Genomic DNA, 22,413 nt, shown 5'->3' on the forward strand with positions numbered 1-22,413 from the left:
GGCGATCAACATGAATAGCTGCCCGTGCCGAGTGTGCTCTTGTTTGCCGACTGATTCTTGTTTAGGCGATAGCACATGAAATTGCTTGTGCTCGACACCGCCGCCAATCTTTGTTCTGTTGCCATCTTCGATGCTGAAAGCGGCACGATGCTGGCGCAGATCAGTGAAGATATTGGCAAAGGCCATGCCGAGCGGTTGATGGCAATCATGGAACAAGCCGTTGCCAATGCTGGGATTGCAATCAACGAAATTGGCAAGGTCGTCACCAGTATTGGACCGGGATCCTTTACTGGCGTGCGGGTAGGGGTGGCAACGGCGCGCGGTCTGGCTTTGGCTTTGCGCTGTCCTGCGATAGGGATTACCACGCTTGAGGCTCTGGCTTATGATGCCGGCAAAGCCCTCTCCGGAAGACCAGTTCTCAGTGTGATCGATGCGCGCCGCGATGAGTTTTATGCGCAGTTTTTCGCAAGCGATAGTACGCCTGCCTCCGAGCCCATGATTGTTACCTTGCCCGGGATCGTGGAACAACTGGCCGGCCATGGGCAAAATCTTGTTCTTGCCGGTTCCGCCTCAGCGCTGATCAATGCAAAGCTGGAACGTCCATTGGACGTGGCGTCGGCAATGGCGACCGGTACGATCGAAGCGTTTGCGCAACTTGGAATACGATCACAAGACACAGCCTTGCCCAGTCCCCTTTATTTACGTGGTCTCGACGTTAAGCCGCAACAGGGTTTCGTATTGAAGCGGCAGGTCGCAGAATGATGGGCCTGCCTTTCGATAATCTGCGTCAGCGCAGCTTCGTAATCGAAACGCTTGCGCGGGAGGACGCAACTCATCTGGTGCCGATTCATGCCGGTACGTTCCGGCAGCCGTGGAGTGAAGACGATTTTCACGCGCTGCTTGGTGAAGCCAACGTCTTTGGTTTTATCGCGCGCGAAGAGGGAAATCGTGCAGCGCAGCCCGGTGGTTTTGTTCTTGCACGGCTTGTTCTGGATGAGGCCGAGATACTAACCATTGCCGTCGCTCCGCAGTTTCAGCGCAAGGGCGTCGGTCATGCCTTGATGGATGCGGCATTGCGCCATTTGTACAATGCGCGTGCGACCATGCTGTTTCTTGAGGTGGATGAGCTGAACGCACCAGCGCTCGCTCTATATCGCAGACTCGGATTCAAACAGGTGGGAAAACGGCCCGGCTATTACGAAACGCCCTCAGGACGCTCAGCGGCCTTGACGATGCGCCGTGACCTGGGACATCGCGAAACGGGTTCTGGCCGGTAAGATGATCGCATATCTAAGACTTATTCTGGCAGCGACCGGCTTTGCACTCATCACAATAATCTTGCTGCCGGTCCAACTGCTTTTCGTTAAGACCGGCTGGTCATTACAGAAAAAGCTTCCTGTGCTTTTTCATAAGGTTGTTCGCCATTTGCTTGGAATTCGCATTCATGTGCACGGCAAAATGGCGCAGAATCGGCCATTGCTGCTTGCAGCCAATCATTCCTCATGGGCCGACATAGTCGTTTTATCGGCTATCGCGGAAGTCTCTTTCATAGCCAAGTCTCAGGTGGCTACCTGGCCATTATTCGGTCTCTTCGCCAAGTTGCAGCGCTCTGTCTTCGTTGAGCGTGAAAAACGCGGCAAGACCCATGATCAGGCAAGTGAAATAGCAACGCGTCTTGCCGATGGCGATGTCATGGTGCTTTTTGCGGAAGGCACGACATCAGACGGTAACCGTATATTGCCCTTCAAGACATCGCTGTTTGGTGCTGCGCAGGTAGCAATCCGCGAAACCAGCGTCGAAACAGTCACGATCCAACCTGTTGCCATCGCTTATACGCGGGTGCACGGACTGCCAATGGGCAGGTTTCATCGCCCGATCATCGCATGGCCGGGGGACGTGGAGCTTGGTCCCAGCCTTATCGGGATGCTCAAGGAGGGCGCCTATGATGTTGATGTCCGATTTGGCGAGCCAGTTGTGATTGACAGCAAGTCTGACCGGAAAGCCTTGGCGCGGTTGATGGAAGAGAAAGTGCGGGCGATGATGCAAAGGTCGCTGCAGGACCGTGACTATATCGAGCCGGAGATCGCAACTGCCACGAATCTCACCGATCCGGCTATTTTCAAAGAGGCCAAAAAGCTTTAGAAGCCTCTGCATGGACGATATCATTATTAAACATCAGCTGGACGAGACGTCGGCAGCGCTTGCCCATTCGCCATCACTGGCCAATACCCGCAAGGTCTATGTAAAGACCTATGGCTGCCAGATGAATGTCTATGACAGCCAGCGGATGACGGACAGTCTCGCAGCTGAGGGTTATAGCCCGACAGACACGGCGGATGATGCCGATCTGGTCTTGATCAATACCTGTCATATTCGTGAGAAGGCGTCTGAAAAGCTGTACTCGGCGCTTGGCCGGCTACGCAAAATGAAAGATGCGCGCGCCAAAGAGGGCCGCGAACTCACGGTCGGCGTTGCTGGATGCGTGGCGCAAGCCGAAGGCGATGAAATTACGCGGCGTGCGCCCGTTGTTGATCTGGTTGTCGGCCCCCAAACATATCACCGCCTGCCACAGGCGCTTGCGCGTGTGGCAAAAGGCGAGCGTGTCGTCGAGACTGAATATGCGATTGAGGACAAGTTCGAACATTTGCCCGCTCCCAAAAAGGAGCAGACGAGAAGCCGCGGCGTTACTGCATTTCTCACTGTCCAGGAGGGGTGCGACAAATTCTGTACGTTCTGCGTGGTCCCCTATACACGGGGATCTGAAGTTTCGCGTCCTGTTGCCCAGATTCTGAAAGAAGCCGAAAAACTCGCCGATGCCGGTGTACGTGAGCTGACGCTGCTTGGGCAGAACGTCAATGCGTGGCATGGCGAGGGGCATGATGGCCGCGAGTGGGGGCTGGGCGAATTGCTTTACCGGCTGGCCGAGATACCCGGCATTGCGCGACTACGCTACATTACCAGTCACCCGCGCGACATGGATGACGCTTTGATCAATGCGCATCGTGATCTCGATATGTTGATGCCCTATCTGCATCTGCCGGTTCAGGCTGGTTCGGACCGTATTTTGAAAGCGATGAATCGCAAGCATACGGGCGACGATTATCTGCGTCTGATTGAGCGGATACGAAACGCCCGCTCCGATATAGCGCTGTCGGGTGACTTCATTGTTGGCTTCCCCGGAGAAACGGACGAGGATTTTGAGGCGACGTTGCAGCTGGTTCGGGACGTTACCTACGCCGCAGCCTATTCGTTCAAATATTCGCCGCGACCAGGAACACCCGGTGCCGATCTGCCTGACCATATTGATGAAGCGGTAAAAGACGAGAGATTGCAGCGTTTGCAGGCTTTGCTCAGCGAACAGCAATATGCCTTCCAACGCAGCCTTGTGAATAAAAGCTTTGATGTGCTCATTGAAAAGGCCGGAAGAGTGCCTGGACAGATGGTTGGACGATCTCCTTGGTTACAACCTGTAATTATCGATGTACACGGCGGCAGAATCGGCGACATTATCAATGTACGAATCATTGACACGGGAACCAACAGCCTTATCGGTATCCGGGAGATGGTTTGAGGAACAAGTAGCGACTATATGAACAGGCGAATACTTTTTTAGGAGAGCCGTTTGAACGCCACCGAAAAACTGAAACCCGCTCCTTCCGGAGCCTCGGACCTGGCGCATATCGTACTGACATTTGATAACAATCGGCTGGCGAGTGCGCTATTCGGCCAGTTTGACGAGAATCTTGCTCGTATCGAAAAGAAGCTGGGCGTTGACGTCCGTTCCAAAGGCAATCAGCTCGCTATTCGTGGCGAGCCAGGAGCAACGGAGCAGGCTCGGCGCGCTCTGGATCAACTCTACGAACATTTGCAAAAAGGCCATGATATATCCGCATCGGATGTTGATGGTGCTTTGCGAATGGCTATCGCTGCCGACGATCAATTGACGCTTCCCACAATGGAAAACAAGAGCAAGATGGCTGTAGCCCAGATATCGACCCGCAAGAAGACGATCTTCGCTCGCACGCCGACGCAAGATGCTTATATGCGCGCGCTTGACCGGTCGGAAATGGTGTTCGGCGTAGGGCCAGCGGGTACGGGTAAGACCTATCTGGCGGTCGCCCATGCGGCGATGCTGCTGGAGCGTGGTCTGGTGGACCGCATCATCCTTTCCCGCCCAGCCGTCGAAGCTGGTGAGCGGCTTGGTTTTCTTCCCGGCGACATGAAAGAGAAGGTCGACCCTTATCTGCGTCCTCTCTATGACGCGCTTTACGACATGATGCCTGCTGATAAGGTTGAGCGTGCCATCGCCGCAGGCGTTATCGAAATCGCACCGCTCGCCTTCATGCGCGGGCGTACACTGGCTCATTCTGCAATTATTCTGGATGAGGCGCAAAATACGACTGCAATGCAGATGAAGATGTTCCTGACCCGCCTTGGCGAAAACGGACGTATGATTATTACTGGCGATCCGAGCCAGATTGATCTACCGCCAGGCCAGAAGTCCGGATTGGTGGAAGCGCTCAATATTTTGAACGATGTTCAGGGTATCGTCACCGTGAAGTTTACGGATGTCGATGTGGTTCGTCATCCGCTGGTTGCGGCGATTGTTCGTGCTTACGATAAGGAAGGCGCCAAGCCTAAAGCTTGACGGAGTATCTTGATCGACATTGACATATTGGTTGAAACCGATGGCTGGCCAGGGGAGGCGGCGCTGTCGGACCTTGCATCAATTGCTATTGCTGCAGTTTGGGACGAGCTGGCTAGCGGAAACCAGCCCGATAGCGAGCTAAGTCTGGTTTTCACCGATGATGCGGCGATCAAGGAACTTAATAATGATTGGCGCCACAAGGACAAGCCTACCAATGTCTTGTCCTTTCCGGCCTTTCCGATCAAACCGGGTCAAGCGCCCGGACCGATGCTTGGCGATATCGTTATTGCCCGCGAAACCGTTGTGCGGGAAGCGGAAGATGAAGAAAAATCCTTCGACCATCACCTCACGCATCTGATCGTTCATGGGGTTTTGCATCTCCTCGGATATGACCACGAAACAGATGATGAAGCCGAAGAGATGGAGCAGCTTGAGCGCAAAATTCTTGCGCGGCTTGCAATTCCTGATCCATATGCGCTATCGGTCATAGACGATTAATTTGATTGAGGACCATGTCTGACACGTCGCACCAAAACGATCCTGCCGCGCCAGCCAAAGGCATGAATGGGCAGGAAAGTGATGCCGAAGGGCAAAGTATCACCAGAGCGCCTGTTTTAGAAAAGCGCTCGCTCCTTTCCACGATCTTTCCATTCTTGCGCGCGCGTCCCGGAACGTCCTTAAGGGACGATCTTGATGCTGCGCTTGCCGAGGATCATCATGGTGACACGGCCTTTTCTCCTGAAGAGCGCGCAATGCTTCATAATATTTTGCGCCTGCGGGAGTTGCGGGTCGAAGATGTGATGATTCCGCGCGCTGATATTGAAGCGGTCGAAATCAGCACGAGCCTTGGCGATCTCCTGGAAATATTCGAGAAGTCCGGTCATTCGCGTATGCCAGTCTTTGCCGAAACGCTGGATGACCCGCGCGGCATGGTTCATATCCGCGACGTGGTTAATCACATTACCAAGACGTCCCGGGTTAAAACGCCACGAAAAACGGCGCGCGCGCCCAAGTCCCCGGTTGCGGCAAAATTTGATCTCTCCAATGTTGATCTCACCAAAACGATTTCAGATTTGAGCTTGATGCGCACGATCCTGTTCGTGCCCCCTTCCATGCTTGCCAGTGATTTGATGGGGCGCATGCAGGCGCAGCGTATCCAGATAGCGCTCGTGATTGACGAGTATGGCGGCACTGATGGTCTGGTTTCGCTGGAAGATATCGTGGAAATGGTTGTCGGTGATATTGAAGACGAACATGACGATGATGAAGTGATGATCGTCGAGGATCCGGAGGGTGTGTTCATTACGGATGCCCGGGCGGATCTTGACGAAGTGTCTGAAAAGATCGGTTCAGGCTTCGTCGTCGGCGAACATGGTGAGGATGTTGATACGGTCGGTGGCCTGATCTTCTCGATTCTCGGACGCATTCCCGTGCGCGGGGAAATGGTCCAGGCCGTTCCCGGATATGAGTTTCACGTTTTGGAAGCCGATCCACGCCGCATACGTAAGGTTAGAATTGTTCCCCTGCGTCACGCAGAACGCAGGCCGCGTAGCCAGCGCCAAGGTGTTGTCGAGCCATCAGCGGATGACGAATGATCTTGTGTAAATTGGTCAAGGCATGATCCGGGGTCTGATCGATAGGATCGTGCTTCTGTCGGGTTGGCGGCGTTGTGGGCTGGCATTTCTTATGGGCGCTCTGGCGAGCTTTGCCTTGCCGCCCTACGACTTTTTTGCCGTAGCATTTGTTGCTTTTCCTGTTTTGGTCTGGCTGCTTGATGGCGCAGTGGATAATGCCGGAAGCGGCCCGATCCGTCGGCTGGTTCCCGCCGCAATAGTCGGCTGGTGGTTCGGCTTTGGCTATTTTGTTTTCGGGCTGTGGTGGATCGGCAATGCTTTGCTGGTCGATGCTGCAAATTTTGCCTGGGCAATTCCCTTGGCAATTTTTGGCCTTCCTGCATTTCTCGCATTTTTCTATGCTTTTGCAGCAGTAATTGCGCGTCTCATATGGAGCGACGGGATCGGGCGCATATTTGCGCTCGGCCTTGGTTTCGGCCTCGCCGAATGGTTGCGTTCCTTTGTGCTAACCGGTTTTCCCTGGAACGCCATCGGCTATGCCGCAATGCCAATACCGGTTCTGATGCAATCGTCTGTTATTGTGGGCTTGCTCGCAATGAATATTCTGGCGGTAATCGTATTTGCCATGCCTGCGGTTTATAATGCCAAGCAAGGCCGGATAGCTGGACTTGCCGTTGCACTCATCCTGATCATCGCTCATGTCGGCTTCGGCGTTTTCCGGCTCTCCACAGCGGATATCAAACTCGACGGCCCGCATATTCGTATCGTGCAGCCCTCCATTTCGCAGGATCTCAAATGGGACGCAGAGGCGCGGCGCGGTATATTTGACAAGTACCTTGCCATGACCGCTGAAGAGCCAGCAGAGGGGAAAGTTAAGCCGCAGATTATAGTTTGGCCGGAAACAGCAGTTCCCTACATTCTGACGAAAACCCCGGAAGCACTGCAAGCTATCGCCGATAATTTGGCTGACGGGCAGACTCTTTTGGCTGGTGCCATCAGAATGGAAGAGCCTGGCGGGGCGGAGGAACCTCTCTACTACAACACCATCTATACCATCGACAGCTCGGGAGAAATTACCGGAGCGGCCGATAAAGTTCATCTCGTGCCCTTCGGGGAATATGTGCCGCTTGAGAGCATTCTCCGAAAGATCGGCATTAGCGAAGTGGTGGAACTGCCCGGCGGGTTCAGCGCAGCTTCGGTGCGCCGCTCGCTTGAGGTTATCAGCGGTTTCTCAGTACTGCCGCTCATATGTTATGAGGCCATCTTTCCGGGTGAGATGTTCTACCAAGGCGCAGCCGCCAATGCCATTGTCAACGTCACCAACGATGCATGGTATGGCGATACTCCTGGTCCTTACCAGCATTTCAGACAGGCGCAATTGCGCGCAGTGGAACAGGGGCTGCCGATGGTGCGGGCCGCTAATAACGGTCTTTCAGGAGTCGTTGACCCCTATGGACGAATCATTGATGCGCTTGCACTCAATGGGGTGGGTGTGATTGATGCTCAACTTCCAGGACGCGTAGAACTACCTTGGGGAGAGGGGGTTCATACGGTTCAATTTCTGGTTGTATTAATAATGGTTCTAATTGTGGCGTTGGGGTATTTTTTGCGCGGTAGAAGGCGTGTTGGTTGACATTTCCGATACAGCCCTGTCGAATAAAGTGATATTTGGTACGTTGATACATTGATGGTAAAATTCATTTTCAATTCCATTTCATATGAATGAGATTTTCATGTCTGATAATAGTAAAAAGAGTCCGAACCCCGTTGATATCCATGTTGGCGCAAGAATTAGATTGCGACGCAATATGATAGGCTTGAGCCAGGAAAAACTCGGTGAGAGCCTTGGAATAACGTTTCAGCAGATTCAAAAATATGAAAAAGGCATGAACCGTGTGGGTGCCAGTCGCCTTCAGGCAATAGCCAATATCCTCAACGTGCCGGTTACATTCTTTTTTGACGACATGCCCGGTCAGTCAGACAAACCTCGTGGTTTTGAGGAAGAAAACGAGACAACCTATGTCGTTGGTTTCCTGAACAGTTCAGAGGGTATCCAGTTGGCGCGCGCCTTTGCAAAAATTGGCGACGCGAAAATCCGGCGTAAAGTGCTCGACCTCGTACGCACGCTTGGCCAAGAGGATGATGCGGTCTAGAGGCTTTTCTGCTTAAAGAAAAGCAATTCTGTTCCGCCAAAGGCGTGACAAGGGACACCGAAAGTGGCGAGGGCGACGTCTCTCCGAAGTTGCGTGACAAAGCGGCTGGACGCGCGCTGAAACCCCAAGCGTTGGTTTGCAAAAGCAAACCAACCAGCTTTCAAATCCGCCGGTCGCGCTAACTGGATTCGTAACAAATGCAGTTCGATCCGTGGCGCGTGCAATTGGGCCAAATCCTTCCGTTGCACCTACGCATAATGGGGCGAGATCAACCTCGCTAAACCCTTCGATTTTGCCCCAAGATTCCCTTCAGTAGAAGGATTCTCCTTAAGCAAGAAAGGCTCCAACCACAACTTTTCATCTGTTTATGGTGTGAAACGGGAAAAAAATCCTCTTGGCGCGATCCTTTTAAAAGTGAAAGCAATTGACGGAACCGCTGCAGCTTGGCAAACACTATGCAGCCAGTCGGCATATGCCTGCTGGCGTTCGTTTGCTTTCAAGAGGGGTTCCCCGTGACGCGCAGTTCTTATCTTTTTACCAGTGAGTCCGTTTCGGAAGGTCACCCGGACAAAGTCTGTGACCGTATTTCCGATGAAATCGTTGACATGATCTACAAAGAAGCGAAGAAAACAGGAGTTGATCCCTGGACTGTTCGTATTGCCTGCGAAACTCTGGCGACAACGAACCGGGTCGTAATAGCTGGCGAAGTCCGGGTTCCGGATACATTGCTGAAGAAAGATAAAAACGGCGCTGTCGTCAAGGATGCCAAAGGCCATCCGGTTATCAATCCTTCCAGATTCCGTGCTGCCGCCCGTCGCGCCATTCGCGACATTGGTTATGAACAGGAAGGCTTCAACTGGAAGACGGCGAAGATTGAAGTTCTGCTGCATCCCCAATCGGCAGATATTGCCCAAGGCGTCGATAATGCAGCCGATCGTCAAGGTGAAGAAGGCGCTGGGGACCAGGGCATCATGTTCGGCTACGCATGCCGCGAAACACCTGATCTCATGCCTGCTCCAATTTATTATTCCCATAAGATTCTGGAATTGCTGGCAGCAGCTCGTCACAAGGGCGAAGGCGATGCTGGCAAGCTTGGACCTGATGCCAAGAGCCAGGTTACTGTCCGCTATGTGGACGGTGTGGCGGCAGAAGCAACCCAAATCGTGCTTTCAACGCAGCATCTGGATGCAAGCTGGGACTCAAAAAAGGTCCGCAGCGTCGTTGAACCCTATATTCGCGAAGCCATGGGTGACCTCAAGATTGCTGACGATTGCGTCTGGTACATCAATCCTACGGGCAAGTTCGTCATTGGTGGTCCAGACGGCGATGCTGGCCTCACTGGCCGCAAAATCATTGTCGATACCTATGGCGGTGCTGCCCCCCATGGCGGCGGTGCTTTCTCGGGCAAGGACACAACCAAGGTTGACCGTTCTGCGGCATATGCAGCACGTTATCTTGCAAAGAACGTTGTAGCCGCGGGTTTTGCTGATCGCTGCACGATCCAGCTTTCCTATGCAATTGGCGTTGCCCAGCCGCTTTCGGTCTATGTTGATCTGCATGGCACGGGCAAAGTAAAGGAAGATGCGGTCGAGGAAGCCCTGCGCAAGGTTATGGACCTGTCGCCCTCCGGCATTCGTAAGCATCTTGACCTTAACAAGCCAATTTATGCCAAGACTTCGGCCTATGGCCATTTCGGACGGAAACCCGGCCGCGATGGGTCTTTCTCATGGGAAAAGACAGATCTTGCCAAGCAATTGAAGACAGCATTGGCCGCCTAAGCGGCCAATGTGGATAAATGGTATGACCGAGCCCAGACGCGAGCGTTCAACAGAAGCATTCTTCGGCAGGAGAAGCGGCAAGGCGCTGCGCCCTTTGCAGCGTTCCATCAGGGATGAACTCCTGCCTGAATTAAAGCTCGATCTTACTTCCCCAGCACCCGTCGACCTCCGCAGTCTTTTTGCTGCCGAGGTTGACGTGGTGCGTATGGAGATTGGCTTCGGGGGCGGCGAGCATCTTGTGCATGAAGCCGCGCGTCACCCTGAAGCGGGCTTTATCGGCGTTGAGCCATTCGTCAACAGCATGGCGAAGCTGGTTGTTGATCTTCACGACAATCCGCTCGCCAATATCAGGCTTTACGACGACGACGCAACGCAAGTGCTCGATTGGCTGCCGGAAGCATCGCTTGATGGAATAGATCTTTTCTATCCTGATCCCTGGCCCAAGAAGAAGCATTGGAAGCGCCGTTTTATCAGCCAGAAAAATCTCGGCCGCTTTGCTCGTGTGTTGAAATCGGGCGGACGCTTTCGCTTTGCATCCGACATAGATACCTATGTAAATTGGACATTGCAGCACTGTCATGAACATAGTGAGTTCGATTGGCTTGCTGAAACAGCCGCTGATTGGCATACACCTTACGAAGCATGGCCGGGCACCCGCTATGAGCAGAAAGCTCATCGCGAAGGCAGGGTCGGCGCTTATCTGACATTTCTACGACGCTAAGCCTCTTTGCACGCTATTTCGCGTGACAGCTTCCTGACAGTTTTCTAGTATCATTCTAAAGACGAGGAGACCGCTGGGAGGCTGTCCATAGATTTGCGCGTTAATCGTGGCAACAATGCCTGCGCAATCCTATGGCGACAACTTTCCAATCTTCGAAAAACTGAAAAAATCGATGGCCGAGGGCCGTTTTGGGAGGACTTCACACAATGCGTAAGATGTTGCTCGCTTTTGTAGCTGCCGGTGCAATGGCTATTTTCGGAAATGCCTTTGCCGCAGATTATAAAATAATGGCGCCAGCCGCACCCGGCGGCGGTTGGGATCAAACCGCCCGCACTCTCCAGACAGTGCTTCAGGAAGAGAAAATCTCGGGCAATGTGCAGGTCGTCAACGTGACCGGCGCGGGCGGTACGATTGGTCTCGCACAATTTGCAAACTCCGCCAAAGGCGATCCGTCGCAGCTCATCGTGGGCGGTTACGTGATGGTTGGTGCAATTCTCACCAATGCATCGCCAGTTACTTTGGAGCAGGTAACGCCAATTGCGCGCCTTACTGGCGAATACGAGGCATTGGTCGTGCCGGCTGCTTCTCCAATCAAGTCGATAGCCGATCTGGTCGAGAAGCTTAAGGCTGATCCCGGCGCAGTATCCTGGGGTGGCGGCTCGGCTGGCGGTACAGATCATATCACTGCAGGTCTTTTGGCCAAGGCAGCGGGTGTCGATCCAACCAAAGTAAACTACATTGCCTTTTCCGGCGGCGGCGAAGCACTTGCAGCCATTCTCGGTAATCAGGTGACGGTTGGTATCTCGGGTTACGGTGAGTTCGAATCGCAGATCAAGTCAGGTACTCTCCGTATTATCGGTATTTCCAGTGAGACCAAGGTTGAGGGCATTGATGCGCCAACCTTCAAGGAAGGTGGCCTCGACGTTTCCATCCAGAATTGGCGCATGGTCGCCGCGGCTCCCGGCATCACTAAGGAGCAGGAAGCGGCTATTGGCGCCGACATCGAAAAATTGGTTAAGTCCAAGGGCTGGCAGGAACAGTTGAATGCCAAAGGTTGGGCTGACACATATCTTGCAGGCGATGCATTCAAGGCACAGCTGGCCAAGGATACGGAAGCAACGTCCGCTATCCTGAAAGATATCGGCTTGGTAAAATGACGCAGCAGTCATCAACCTCAAAAACGCGCCGCCCTGATCGGGCGGCGTTGGGCATTGCCGCCTTTCTGGCGGTTCTGGCCATCATAATCGGATACAGCACGGCCACCACTCATGGCGGCAGCGTCACGCGGATTGGCCCCGCTGTTTTCCCATACGCCATCAGTATTGTTTTATTTATTTTGGCTATCTGGACTGTGTTCGAAGCCTTCCGTGGAGAATTTCCTGAGCGCGAGGCACAGGCGCCGGGCCCGGTCCTGTGGATTGTTGGTGGACTCGCCGCTCAAATGCTCCTTCTTAACGTTGTCGGCTTTTCAATTGCCACGGGCCTGTTGTTTGCCGCCACAGCGCGAGGCTTCGGCAAAACGAAGCTTTGGATAACGATACCTGCGGGCATCGTCCTTTCCTTTGTCGTCTGGGTACTCTTTGCCAAGGGGCTTCAATTGTCTCTGCCGGCAGGGCCGCCAGAACACTTCTTTTTTGGGAGTTAAGGTCAATGGACACGTTTGGATTGCTGTTCCAGGGCTTCGCCGTTGCGATGGACCCGATGAACCTTCTCTACGCCTTGATCGGCGTGACATTGGGCACCGCTGTTGGCGTGCTTCCGGGCATCGGCCCGGCTTTGACGGTGGCGCTTTTGCTACCCGTCACTTACAAACTGGACCCTGCCGGGTCACTCATCATGTTTGCCGGTATTTACTACGGGGGCATGTATGGCGGGTCGACGACATCCATCCTGCTGAACACACCGGGCGAAAGCTCTTCGATCGTCACGGCGCTTGAAGGCAATAAGATGGCCCGCGCGGGACGCGGCGGACCGGCTCTTGCCACGGCAGCAATTGGTTCCTTTGTAGCGGGTTTGATTGCGACCATCGGTCTGGCGCTTGTCGCGCCCTGGATAGTGAAGTTCGCCTTGTCGTTTGGACCTGCGGAGTATTTTGCTCTCATGGTTCTGGCGTTCATGACGGTTTCCGCGGCCTTTGGTGATTCTACTTTACGCGGCCTGACAGCGCTGTTCATCGGACTGGCACTGGGTCTGGTGGGGCAGGACCAATTGACAGGACAAGCAAGGCTTGCCTTCGGCATTCCCGATTTGCTTGACGGGATTGAAGTCACCACCTTGGCAGTCGCGCTTTTTGCGATTGGCGAAACACTTGCCGTTGCGGCCTCACGCTCTTCAATGGACGAAAAAATCGAAGCGGTTAAAGGTTCGATCTGGATGACCAAGGAAGATTGGTCACGTTCGTGGAAGCCATGGCTGCGCGGAACATTTATCGGCTTTCCTATCGGGGCAATGCCTGCCGGCGGTGCTGAAATCGGTACGTTCCTTTCCTACTCCGTGGAAAAGCAACTTGCGAAAAAGCCGGAAGAGTTTGGTCATGGCGCGATTGAGGGTGTGGCAGGACCGGAAGCGGCCAATAATGCCTCTGCCGCAGGTACATTGGTTCCACTGCTGACGCTTGGTTTGCCGACAACTGCAACTGCAGCGATCATGCTTGCGGGTTTCCAGCAATTCGGACTTCAGCCCGGGCCATTGCTGTTTGTAACAAGCCCGCAATTGGTGTGGGGCTTGATTGCCAGCCTTCTGGTAGCCAACCTTATGCTGCTGGTACTGAATCTGCCACTTATCGGCCTTTGGGTGCGCTTGCTGTCTATTCCCAAGCCATGGCTTTATGCGGGCATTCTTGTTTTCGCGACGTTAGGCACGATAGGAGCAAATTCCGCAGTCTTTCAACTTGGATGGCTCGCCTTCTCGTTCGAATTGGCAATGCTGATACTTTTTGGATTGTTTGGCTACTTCATGCGGCAATTCGGTTATCCGATTGCGCCGGTTGTTGTCGGCCTTATCCTTGGCCCGATGGCTGAAACGCAATTACGTCGCGCCATCCAGATCAGTCAGGGCGACTTCTCTGTATTGGTCGGGTCACCAATCGCGGTAACCTTGCTGGTTCTGGCTGTCTGTGCGGTGGTTATACCGCTCATCATGCGTGCCCGAGGCCAAGGTAAAGTTCTGGCCTCGCTTGCAGCGAACGAAGACTAAGCTTCATTCACCGTCCACCGGACCGATTAGTTCCGGTGGATGGAGCTGAACTGAACCGGATCAATGCCCAGCGTGCGCAGATCAGAAGCAATTGGCTGGTGGCCAGTGCGTGTGGCTGATGCAACTGCGACGGCGCTGCCGAATACGTTCAGCATCCGGCTGATCTTGGAACTTGCGGAATTCTTGCTCATTTTATTCATCCTTTTCGCGTTTATATTGCGATGCAACAAAGATAGGGATGAGAGGCAAGTTTAGTAAGAGCTTCTTATGCAAGGCAGCTATGCGAATTGACCTATACAGACCACAGGAGGTCTGGGTTCGCAGAAATTTGTCACGGCGCTTGAAAGTCTCCGCCCGTTTCGGTATATAGATCGTATATTCTTGGTCGTTAGAACAGGGGTGGGTCCACACAGGTCCCGCTCTTTTTTGTTTCTTGGGGCCAAAACAAGGAAAATTTGCGTGACAGACGGCACCAATACAGAAGAGCAAGCTATACCGGCAAGTGGCCTGGAAGAGCGTATTATTACGGAAACCGGCATTGATGCACGTGTTGCTTCAATTATTGAGCCGGTACTTCAGTCTATAGGTTTCCGGCTTGTTCGGGCGCGCCTTTCAGGTCTTAATGGACTTACGCTACAGATTATGACTGAGCGGAACGATGGCACCATGACCGTTGAAGATTGTGAGCTTGTGAGCCGCACGCTGTCTCCGGTTCTTGATGTTGAAGATCCGATTGACCGGAATTATCATCTGGAAGTGTCCTCCCCGGGGATCGACCGTCCGCTCGTGCGGAAGTCGGATTTTTCGGTCTGGAGTGGGCATATCGTAAAGGTTGATACTTCCGCAGTTCTCGATGGCAGGAAAAAGTTTCGCGGCCGGATCGCCAACGTTACAGATCAATCAATAACGATCGAAAGCGATCAGGCGACCTATGGCGACAAGCCAGCTGTCGAGGTTCCATTCGAAATGATTGCCGATGCCCGTCTTATTTTAACGGATGATCTCATTCGCGATGCATTACGCCGCGACAAGGATCTGCGCGAAGGCCGCATACCAGAAGATAATAGCTCGGACGCTGACGAAGCGAACGCTTCGGACGAAGAGCAGAGCTAACAACCGGATTGAATTTCATACGCCCGCAGAGGAAGCGTGGTGGTGAACCCAAGGAGAAGAAAATGGCAGTCAGTGCAAACAGGCTAGAACTTCTGCAGATCGCCGACGCGGTTGCGCGCGAGAAGTCGATTGACCGCGAGATCGTTATTGCGGCTATGGCCGATGCCATTCAGAAAGCTGCGCGCTCGCGTTATGGCCAGGAAACCAATATCCGCGCCGACATCAACGCCAAGACGGGCGAAATCAAGTTGCAACGCCTGCTTGAAGTCGTCGAAACCGTTGAAGATCCGGTCACGCAGATTGGTATGGATGCCGCCCGCGATCGTAACCCTGATGCGCAGCCAGGCGATTTCCTTGCGGACCAATTGCCTCCGATGGATTTCGGTCGCATCGCGGCACAGTCTGCAAAACAGGTTATCGTGCAGAAAGTGCGCGAAGCAGAGCGCGACCGCCAGTATGACGAATACAAGGATCGCGTCGGCGAAATCATCAATGGTAGCGTCAAGCGCGTTGAATATGGCAATGTGATCGTCGATCTCGGTCGCGGTGAAGCTATTGTTCGTCGTGACGAATTGATCCCCCGCGAAACTTTCCGCTATGGGGACCGTGTTCGCGCCTATGTTTATGATGTGCGCCGCGAACAGCGCGGTCCGCAGATTTTCCTGAGCCGCACGCACCCGCAATTCATGGCGAAGCTTTTCACCATGGAAGTACCGGAAATTTATGACGGCATCATTGAAATCAAATCAGTAGCCCGTGATCCGGGTTCACGCGCCAAGATTGCTGTTATTTCGCGTGATTCGTCGATTGATCCAGTCGGCGCTTGCGTCGGTATGCGTGGTTCGCGCGTTCAGGCTGTTGTCGGTGAGCTTCAGGGCGAAAAGATCGACATTATTCCTTGGTCACCAGAGCCTGCTTCCTTCATCGTTAATGCATTGCAGCCGGCGGAAGTTTCCAAAGTTGTTCTCGATGAAGATGCCGAGCGTATTGAAGTTGTGGTTCCGGATGACCAATTATCACTAGCGATCGGTCGTCGCGGTCAGAATGTCCGCTTGGCTTCGCAATTGACAGGCTGGGATATCGACATCCTCACAGAGCAGGAAGAGTCCGAGCGCCGTCAGAAGGAATTTGTCGAACGCTCCAACCTGTTCATGGAAGCCTTGGACGTTGATGAAATGGTCGGTCAGGTTCTTGCCTCCGAAGGTTTTGCCAGCGTTGAAGAAATCGCTTATGTTGATAGCGACGATATTTCCTCGATCGATGGTTTCGACGAGGACACGGCGACTGAAATTCAACAGCGCGCGCAGGAATATCTGGGCCGAATCGAAGAAGAGCGTGATGCCCGCCGCAAGGAATTGGGTGTCTCGGACGAACTTCGTGATCTGCCAGGCATGACCAACGCGATTCTGGTTGCCGTCGGTGAAGACGGTGTCAAAACCGTGGAAGATTTTGCTGGCTATGCTGTTGACGAACTGACCGGATGGCGTGAGCGCAAGGACGGGGAAACTGTAAATTTCCCCGGCATTTTGTCGGCATTTGAAGTAAGCCGTGCAGATGCGGAACAGATGGTGCTCGCTGCTCGTTTGAAGGCTGGATGGATCACGGAAGATGATCTCGTTGCAACCGAGACCGAAGCCGACGCTGAAGAAGAGGTTGCTGGCTGAGCCCAGTAGCTTGAAAATGGAAGCGGATATGAACGACAGAACGTGCATCGTCACGCGTGAAGCAGGTTCTGTCGATGACATGATCCGGTTTGTAGCTGGCCCCGATGGATCGGTTGTTGCTGACTTAAAGCACAACCTTCCCGGACGGGGATGTTGGGTCAAGGCCCAGCGGCGCTATATTGACGAAGCGGTAAAGCGAAAGCTTTTCCCGCGTGGACTGAAAACAGCGGTGACAGTTCCCGATAATTTCGGGCAGATCGTCGACCAGATGCTGGTAAAATCGGCTTTGGGAAGTTTTGGGTTGGCGCGAAAGGCCGGTGTTGTGATAACAGGGGCCGCAAAAGTGGATATCGCCATCCGCAACGGCACAGCAGGACTTGTGCTGCATGCTTCTGAAGCAGCGGAAGACGGCGTCCGAAAGCTTGACCAGGCCCGGCGTTCGGTAGTTTATGCCGACGGACCTGATATACCCGCCCTTTCATTGTTCAGTAGCGATGAAATGGATTTGGCATTGGGTGGGGTTAATGTGATACATGCTGCCGTACTCAGAGGGAGGGCAGCTGCCGGACTCATGAAACGAGTCTGGATGCTACAGCATTTTCGCGTGGGTCTGGACGAGCAGACCAGCGCTAAAGCGGCAACTGCTGCGAAGGAAACGGAAACGGAATGAGCGATATAAAATCGACAGACGACAAGACGCTTGGCGTCAATAAGAAAACCCTGACCCTGAAGCGGCCCGGTATCGAACAAAGCACGGTGCGCCAGAATTTCAGCCACGGGCGGACGAAGTCTGTTGTCGTTGAAACGAAGAAGCGCAAGTTCAGCCTGCCGGACCAGAAGCCGGAGGTTGCACCTGTTGCTGCTCCGGCTCCAGCGCCAGCACCTGTTCAGACAGCGCCTGCTGCGCCAGCGCCTGCTGCACCAGTGACGGCGGCACCAGTTGCGCCGGCTGTATCCCAGCCAGCTGCCGCTGCGCCTCAGCCAGTTGCTGCTGCTCCTGCACCTGCGCCAGAACCTCGCTCGGCTGCGCCGGCACCCGCTGCCGCTCCATCCAGCAAGGCTACGGCACCGGCCACCCCTGCTCGCCCTGCACAGCGCGGTGGGGCTCAACCATCATCGCCGCAGCGTCCCGGACAGCCATACCGTTCGTCCGGTCAGCGGCCGAATGATCGTTCAGGCATGGTCTTGAATACGCTATCGGCAGCCGAGCTTGAAGCGCGCCGCAAGGCTCTTGAAGGGTCTAAAGCACGCGATATTGAGGATCGGGCCAAAGCAGCTATCGAAGCTGCCCGCCGCGCAGAAGAAGATGCGTTGCGCGCCAAGGAGCGTGAAGAATCCGCTCGCCGTCAGGCAGAAGAAGAAGAGCGTCTGCGCAAGGAAGCTCAGGCCAAGCAGCGCGCTGAAGAAGAATCACGCAAGCGTCAACCCGAGTCTGCCGCTACTGAAGAGGCTAGCTCGAAAGTATCCGTTCGCAAGACCAATGTTGCGGAAGAAGAAGAGACCCGCCGCGGTAGTCCGGCAGGCGCGCGTCGCGGCAGCAGTGCTGCCCCGGCAAAGCCTGAAGTTCGCACCCCTAAGGTTGTCAAAGGTGAAGATGAACGCCGTCGCGGCAAGCTGACATTGGGCTCTGCGCTCAATGATGAAGGCCGCAGCCGTTCGCTTTCCGCCATGCGCCGCCGCCAGGAAAAGTTCAAGCGCGGCATGCAGCAGGAAACACGCGAAAAGATCGCGCGTGAAGTCGTTCTGCCGGAAACCATCACCATTCAGGAACTTGCCCAGCGTATGGCTGAGCGTTCGGTCGACGTCATCAAATATTTGATGAAAGAAGGCCAGATGATGAAGCCGGGCGATTTGATCGATGCCGATATGGCTCAGCTGATTGCCGAAGAATTCGGTCACACGGTTCGCCGCGTTGCCGAATCGGACGTTGAAGAAGGTATCTTTAACGTTCAGGATGATCAGGGTGCATTCGTATCACGGCCACCTGTTGTCACCATTATGGGTCACGTCGATCACGGCAAGACTTCATTGCTGGACGCTATCCGCAAGGCGAACGTTGTATCCGGTGAAGCCGGTGGCATTACCCAGCATATTGGTGCTTACCAAGTTGAGCAGAACGGTCAGAAGATCACCTTCATCGATACCCCGGGCCACGCTGCCTTCACGGCAATGCGCGCACGCGGTGCCCAAGCAACCGATATCGCCATTCTGGTGGTTGCGGCTGATGATAGCGTGATGCCGCAGACGATTGAATCAATCAATCATGCCAAGGCGGCAGGCGTTCCGATCATTGTCGCGATCAACAAGATCGACAAGCCTTCTGCCGATCCGCAGAAGGTGCGTAACGGATTGCTTCAGCACGAAGTTTTTGTAGAATCGATGGGCGGCGAAACGCTGGACGTTGAGGTGTCTGCGAAAACCGGCGTTGGCCTGGACAAGCTTCTTGAAACAATCTTGCTTCAGGCAGAAGTTCTGGATCTCAAGGCCGATCCAATTCGTACGGCGGAAGGTGTGGTTATCGAAGCCAAGCTTGATCGCGGTCGCGGTTCGGTGGCTACTGTTCTCGTGCAGAAGGGTACTCTGCACCCTGGCGACATCATTGTTGCCGGTAGTGAATGGGGCCGTGTTCGCGCACTGATCAATGACCGTGGCGAAAACATGAAAGATGCCGGTCCGGCCATGCCGGTTGAGGTTCTCGGTCTTGGCGGACCGCCACAGGCGGGTGATCGTTTTGCCGTTGTCGAAAACGAAGCCAAGGCACGCGAGATTTCCGAATATCGCACACGTCTGGCCCGTGAAAAGGCTGTGGCCAAGCAAGCCGGTTCTCGCGGATCGCTTGAGCAGATGATGAGCCAGTTGCAAGTTACCGGCTTGAAAGAGTTCCCGTTGCTCATCAAGGGTGACGTACAGGGCTCAATCGAAGCCATTGCCGGCGCTCTCGACAAGCTAGGTACTGAAGAAGTACGCGCGCGCATCATCCATTCGGGTGCGGGCGGAATCACCGAAAGTGATATCGCGCTTGCAGAAGCATCGAACGCTGCAATCATCGGCTTCAACGTACGCGCCAACAAGCAGGCTCGTGATTTGGCTGAACGCGAAGGCATCGAAATTCGCTACTACAACATCATTTACGATCTGGTCGATGATGTGAAAGCAGCAATGTCCGGTCTTCTTTCTCCAGAACGCCGCGAAACCTTCATCGGCAATGCGGAAATTCTGGAAGTCTTCAATATCACGAAGGTCGGCAAGGTCGCCGGTTGCCGTGTCACGGAAGGCAAGGTCGAACGTGGTGCAGGCGTACGCCTCATCCGCGACAACGTTGTCATCCACGAAGGCAAGCTCAAGACGCTCAAGCGCTTCAAGGATGAAGTATCCGAAGTGCCGATGGGTCAGGAATGCGGTATGGCGTTTGAAAACTACGAGGATATTCGCGCAGGCGATACAATCGAAGCTTTCCGCGTCGAACATGTAACCCGCACGCTCTAAACTCAAGCGTCTCGATTATTGATAACAGGATCGCCGGAATAATAATCCGGCGATCTCTTGTTTGTCTGGATAGGTAATAATGGCTCGTTTTGCTACCGGATCAGGTCCATCTCAACGCCAGCTACGCGTCAGCGAGCAGGTGCGACATGCGGTTTCACAAGTGCTGCAACGGGGCGATGTGCGGGATGACAAGCTTGAGAATGCCGTCATTGCAATCTCCGAAGTGCGCATGTCACCGGATTTGAAGATTGCTACCTGTTTCGTATCGCCCGTCGGTGCAACGGATAGTGAAGGTGTCATTACCGCCCTGAACAAGCATGCTAAATTTATCCGCGGGCGTGCAGGAACATACCTTAAATCCATGAAATATATGCCGGAATTTCGCTTTCGCATTGATACAAGCTTCGATAATTACGCGAAGATTGACGCTTTGCTGCGCAAACCGGAGGTCACACGCGATCTGGATGATGACCATGACGATGATGATGGCGGCGATCCGAATCCGGGCGATGTGCCGGGGCATGGCGATAATTAAATGGCAAGACAGCGCAAGAAAAAGGGCCGTCCGGTATCCGGCTGGCTGATCTTTGACAAGCCGAAAGGCATGGGCTCGACGGAGGCCGTCTCCAAGATAAAATGGCTGTTCAAAGCGGAAAAAGCTGGTCATGCGGGCACGCTTGATCCCTTGGCTTCGGGCATGTTGCCGATTGCCCTGGGCGAGGCGACCAAAACTGTGCCCTATGTGATGGATGGCACAAAGATTTATCGCTTCACGGTGAGCTGGGGTGCCGAACGCACGACAGATGATCTGGAAGGTGAAATCAGCGCTACATCGGATAATCGCCCAGACGAAGCGGCGATCAAGGCGGTACTGCCGAAATATACTGGCGTGATTCAGCAGACCCCACCGAAATTCTCAGCCATCAAGATCGCTGGCGAACGGGCCTATGATCTGGCACGCGGCGGCGAAGAGGTCGAGATACCTGCGCGAGAAGTCGAGATTGACCGGCTTGAGCTGATTGAACGCCCTGACGAGGCTACTGCAATTTTTGAAGTTGAGTGTGGCAAAGGCACCTACGTGCGCTCGCTCGCCCGCGATATGGGTCGTGATCTTGGGTGTTACGGCCACATTGCCGATCTGCGTCGAACGGAAGTTGCGCCTTTCGATGAGGCAGATTTTGTAACACTCGAAGAACTTGAAGCTGCACATCCCCCGGCACCTGCCGAAGGGGAGGGTGACGAAGGCTCATATGAGCGTCTTGCCGAACGTTTCTCTGTTATGGATGCCTTTTTGATCGATACGGGCGCCGCGCTGGAAAGTCTGCCGCAAATTGCCATATCTGACGATCAGGCGCATCGGATTCGCATGGGCAATCCGATTATTTTGCGAGGCCGTGACGCACCTGTGGAGGCTGATGAGGCCTGTGTAACAGCCAAGGGCAAGCTTCTAGCCATTGGCTTTATCGAGCATGGACAATTCAACCCCAAGCGGGTTTTTGCGCATTAGGCCTTTACATAGACCCAGGCTTTGATGCCGGATTTCAGGCGGACTTCAATTCGCTTGTAATCTGAAACCTCATAGGCATCGGCAGCAGCGAGTTCTTGCTCGGTAATGTGAAATAGGGTTCCCTCTACCTCGTCTGCAGGATTACCACTCGGCCTGACAATGGGATGAACATTGCTACCGCTTGCCCGAATGACATCGGGATCAGTGATTTCCACCATTGAGCGGCTGAACCCCGGAATGGCATCCTTGTAACCGGTAAGCAACCGCCCGAACGACGATATTTGAACGCTCTCCAATTGCAGGGTCCCGTAGGAGAATAGGTTGATCCAAGGAGTGTCATTCATAATGCAGGCTTCCCAATTTAGTTGGGAGCATATTTGCGGCAAATGCTTTCACATTCGCAATAGCGAAAATCAGCGCTATCGGCCGGAAAAGCTCCAAGAATCATTTGCGACTGGTAATTCGTCACAATTTCGACTATACGGCCCCAAGCTTCAGGCTTTGTCTGTCGCTTTAACTGGCCCCCGCTGGACGACATCCCGGCCGTGGGCATCCTGTTTTCCTCTTCAAAAGA

22 protein-coding genes are annotated in these 22,413 nt (G+C 54.0%); 20 read left to right on the forward strand and 2 right to left on the reverse strand.

Going from position 1 to position 22,413, the window contains the following annotated elements:
• Positions 1-75: 75 nt before the first annotated feature.
• From tsaB to ACTJI9_RS08220, 14 genes are all read left to right on the forward strand, one after another.
• Positions 76-762 carry a tRNA (adenosine(37)-N6)-threonylcarbamoyltransferase complex dimerization subunit type 1 TsaB gene (tsaB, locus tag ACTJI9_RS08155; protein WP_440807157.1) on the forward strand — a complete coding sequence of 229 codons (687 nt, stop codon included), beginning with the start codon at positions 76-78 and terminating at the stop codon, positions 760-762.
• Entirely contained in the window at positions 759-1,277 is a 519-nt protein-coding gene (gene rimI, locus ACTJI9_RS08160; RefSeq protein ID WP_115051432.1) for a ribosomal protein S18-alanine N-acetyltransferase, read from the forward strand. Before tsaB ends, rimI begins: the two co-directional genes overlap by 4 nt.
• A 1-nt stretch (position 1,278) precedes the next feature.
• Positions 1,279-2,142: a lysophospholipid acyltransferase family protein gene (locus ACTJI9_RS08165; RefSeq protein WP_440807700.1), complete on the forward strand. Its 864-nt coding sequence runs from the start codon at positions 1,279-1,281 to the stop codon at positions 2,140-2,142.
• 10 nt (positions 2,143-2,152) lie between these two features.
• Positions 2,153-3,571, forward strand: a complete 1,419-nt coding sequence (gene miaB / locus ACTJI9_RS08170) for a tRNA (N6-isopentenyl adenosine(37)-C2)-methylthiotransferase MiaB (RefSeq protein WP_440807160.1) — start codon at positions 2,153-2,155, stop codon at positions 3,569-3,571.
• A 51-nt stretch (positions 3,572-3,622) separates the two neighbouring features.
• Complete coding sequence (locus ACTJI9_RS08175) at positions 3,623-4,648, forward strand: PhoH family protein (RefSeq protein ID WP_307282363.1); 1,026 nt, start codon at positions 3,623-3,625, stop codon at positions 4,646-4,648.
• A 9-nt stretch (positions 4,649-4,657) separates the two neighbouring features.
• A complete protein-coding gene (gene ybeY / locus ACTJI9_RS08180; RefSeq protein ID WP_440807163.1) occupies positions 4,658-5,146 on the forward strand; it encodes an rRNA maturation RNase YbeY in 489 nt (162 codons plus the stop codon).
• A gap of 14 nt (positions 5,147-5,160) precedes the next feature.
• On the forward strand, positions 5,161-6,243 hold the full coding sequence (locus ACTJI9_RS08185; protein WP_115051430.1) for a hemolysin family protein: 1,083 nt from the start codon (positions 5,161-5,163) through the stop codon (positions 6,241-6,243).
• A 22-nt stretch (positions 6,244-6,265) separates the two neighbouring features.
• A complete protein-coding gene (gene lnt, locus ACTJI9_RS08190; RefSeq protein ID WP_440807166.1) occupies positions 6,266-7,855 on the forward strand; it encodes an apolipoprotein N-acyltransferase in 1,590 nt (529 codons plus the stop codon).
• Positions 7,856-7,955: 100 nt separating this feature from the next.
• Positions 7,956-8,375, forward strand: coding sequence for a helix-turn-helix domain-containing protein (locus tag ACTJI9_RS08195; RefSeq protein ID WP_115051428.1), 420 nt, complete (start codon positions 7,956-7,958; stop codon positions 8,373-8,375).
• A gap of 512 nt (positions 8,376-8,887) precedes the next feature.
• Positions 8,888-10,153, forward strand: a complete 1,266-nt coding sequence (gene metK, locus ACTJI9_RS08200) for a methionine adenosyltransferase (RefSeq protein ID WP_115051615.1) — start codon at positions 8,888-8,890, stop codon at positions 10,151-10,153.
• A gap of 22 nt (positions 10,154-10,175) precedes the next feature.
• Positions 10,176-10,874 carry a tRNA (guanosine(46)-N7)-methyltransferase TrmB gene (gene trmB, locus ACTJI9_RS08205; RefSeq protein WP_354342667.1) on the forward strand — a complete coding sequence of 233 codons (699 nt, stop codon included), beginning with the start codon at positions 10,176-10,178 and terminating at the stop codon, positions 10,872-10,874.
• Positions 10,875-11,080: 206 nt separating this feature from the next.
• Entirely contained in the window at positions 11,081-12,031 is a 951-nt protein-coding gene (locus ACTJI9_RS08210; protein WP_440807169.1) for a Bug family tripartite tricarboxylate transporter substrate binding protein, read from the forward strand.
• Positions 12,028-12,519 carry a tripartite tricarboxylate transporter TctB family protein gene (locus ACTJI9_RS08215; RefSeq protein ID WP_307282372.1) on the forward strand — a complete coding sequence of 164 codons (492 nt, stop codon included), beginning with the start codon at positions 12,028-12,030 and terminating at the stop codon, positions 12,517-12,519. Before ACTJI9_RS08210 ends, ACTJI9_RS08215 begins: the two co-directional genes overlap by 4 nt.
• A gap of 5 nt (positions 12,520-12,524) precedes the next feature.
• A complete protein-coding gene (locus ACTJI9_RS08220; protein ID WP_115051424.1) occupies positions 12,525-14,069 on the forward strand; it encodes a tripartite tricarboxylate transporter permease in 1,545 nt (514 codons plus the stop codon).
• Between the two features lie 26 nt (positions 14,070-14,095).
• On the opposite strand, the gene ACTJI9_RS08225 is transcribed toward ACTJI9_RS08220, so the two are convergent.
• Positions 14,096-14,260 carry a hypothetical protein gene (locus tag ACTJI9_RS08225; protein WP_307282376.1) on the reverse strand — a complete coding sequence of 55 codons (165 nt, stop codon included), beginning with the start codon at positions 14,258-14,260 and terminating at the stop codon, positions 14,096-14,098.
• Positions 14,261-14,528: 268 nt separating this feature from the next.
• Here ACTJI9_RS08225 and rimP point away from each other — a divergent pair, with 268 nt between their 5' ends.
• The 6 genes from rimP (at position 14,529) to truB (ending at position 21,839) form a co-directional block, all read left to right on the forward strand.
• Positions 14,529-15,182 (forward strand): ribosome maturation factor RimP, encoded by a 654-nt coding sequence (rimP, locus tag ACTJI9_RS08230; protein ID WP_440807173.1) that lies wholly within the window; start codon positions 14,529-14,531, stop codon positions 15,180-15,182.
• Positions 15,183-15,244: 62 nt separating this feature from the next.
• Positions 15,245-16,846 (forward strand): transcription termination factor NusA, encoded by a 1,602-nt coding sequence (gene nusA, locus ACTJI9_RS08235; protein WP_115051422.1) that lies wholly within the window; start codon positions 15,245-15,247, stop codon positions 16,844-16,846.
• Between the two features lie 16 nt (positions 16,847-16,862).
• Positions 16,863-17,516 carry an RNA-binding protein gene (locus tag ACTJI9_RS08240; protein ID WP_115051421.1) on the forward strand — a complete coding sequence of 218 codons (654 nt, stop codon included), beginning with the start codon at positions 16,863-16,865 and terminating at the stop codon, positions 17,514-17,516.
• The gene (infB, locus tag ACTJI9_RS08245; protein ID WP_307282379.1) at positions 17,513-20,332 is read left to right on the forward strand and encodes a translation initiation factor IF-2; all 2,820 of its coding nucleotides are present in this window, start codon (positions 17,513-17,515) and stop codon (positions 20,330-20,332) included. The genes ACTJI9_RS08240 and infB overlap by 4 nt, the downstream gene beginning before the upstream one ends.
• Before the next feature lie 79 nt (positions 20,333-20,411).
• A complete protein-coding gene (gene rbfA, locus ACTJI9_RS08250) occupies positions 20,412-20,867 on the forward strand; it encodes a 30S ribosome-binding factor RbfA (RefSeq protein WP_115051419.1) in 456 nt (151 codons plus the stop codon).
• Positions 20,868-21,839, forward strand: coding sequence for a tRNA pseudouridine(55) synthase TruB (truB, locus tag ACTJI9_RS08255; protein WP_115051418.1), 972 nt, complete (start codon positions 20,868-20,870; stop codon positions 21,837-21,839). It abuts the gene before it with no gap.
• Here the strand turns inward: truB and ACTJI9_RS08260 are convergent.
• Positions 21,836-22,183: a gamma-glutamylcyclotransferase family protein gene (locus ACTJI9_RS08260; RefSeq protein WP_336440680.1), complete on the reverse strand. Its 348-nt coding sequence runs from the start codon at positions 22,181-22,183 to the stop codon at positions 21,836-21,838. The two genes, truB and ACTJI9_RS08260, sit on opposite strands and share 4 nt — an antisense overlap.
• Between the last annotated feature and the right edge of the window lie 230 nt (positions 22,184-22,413).

It is taken from the genome of Phyllobacterium sp. 22552 (assembly GCF_052044585.1).
GTDB classification, from domain to species: domain Bacteria; phylum Pseudomonadota; class Alphaproteobacteria; order Rhizobiales; family Rhizobiaceae; genus Phyllobacterium; species Phyllobacterium ifriqiyense.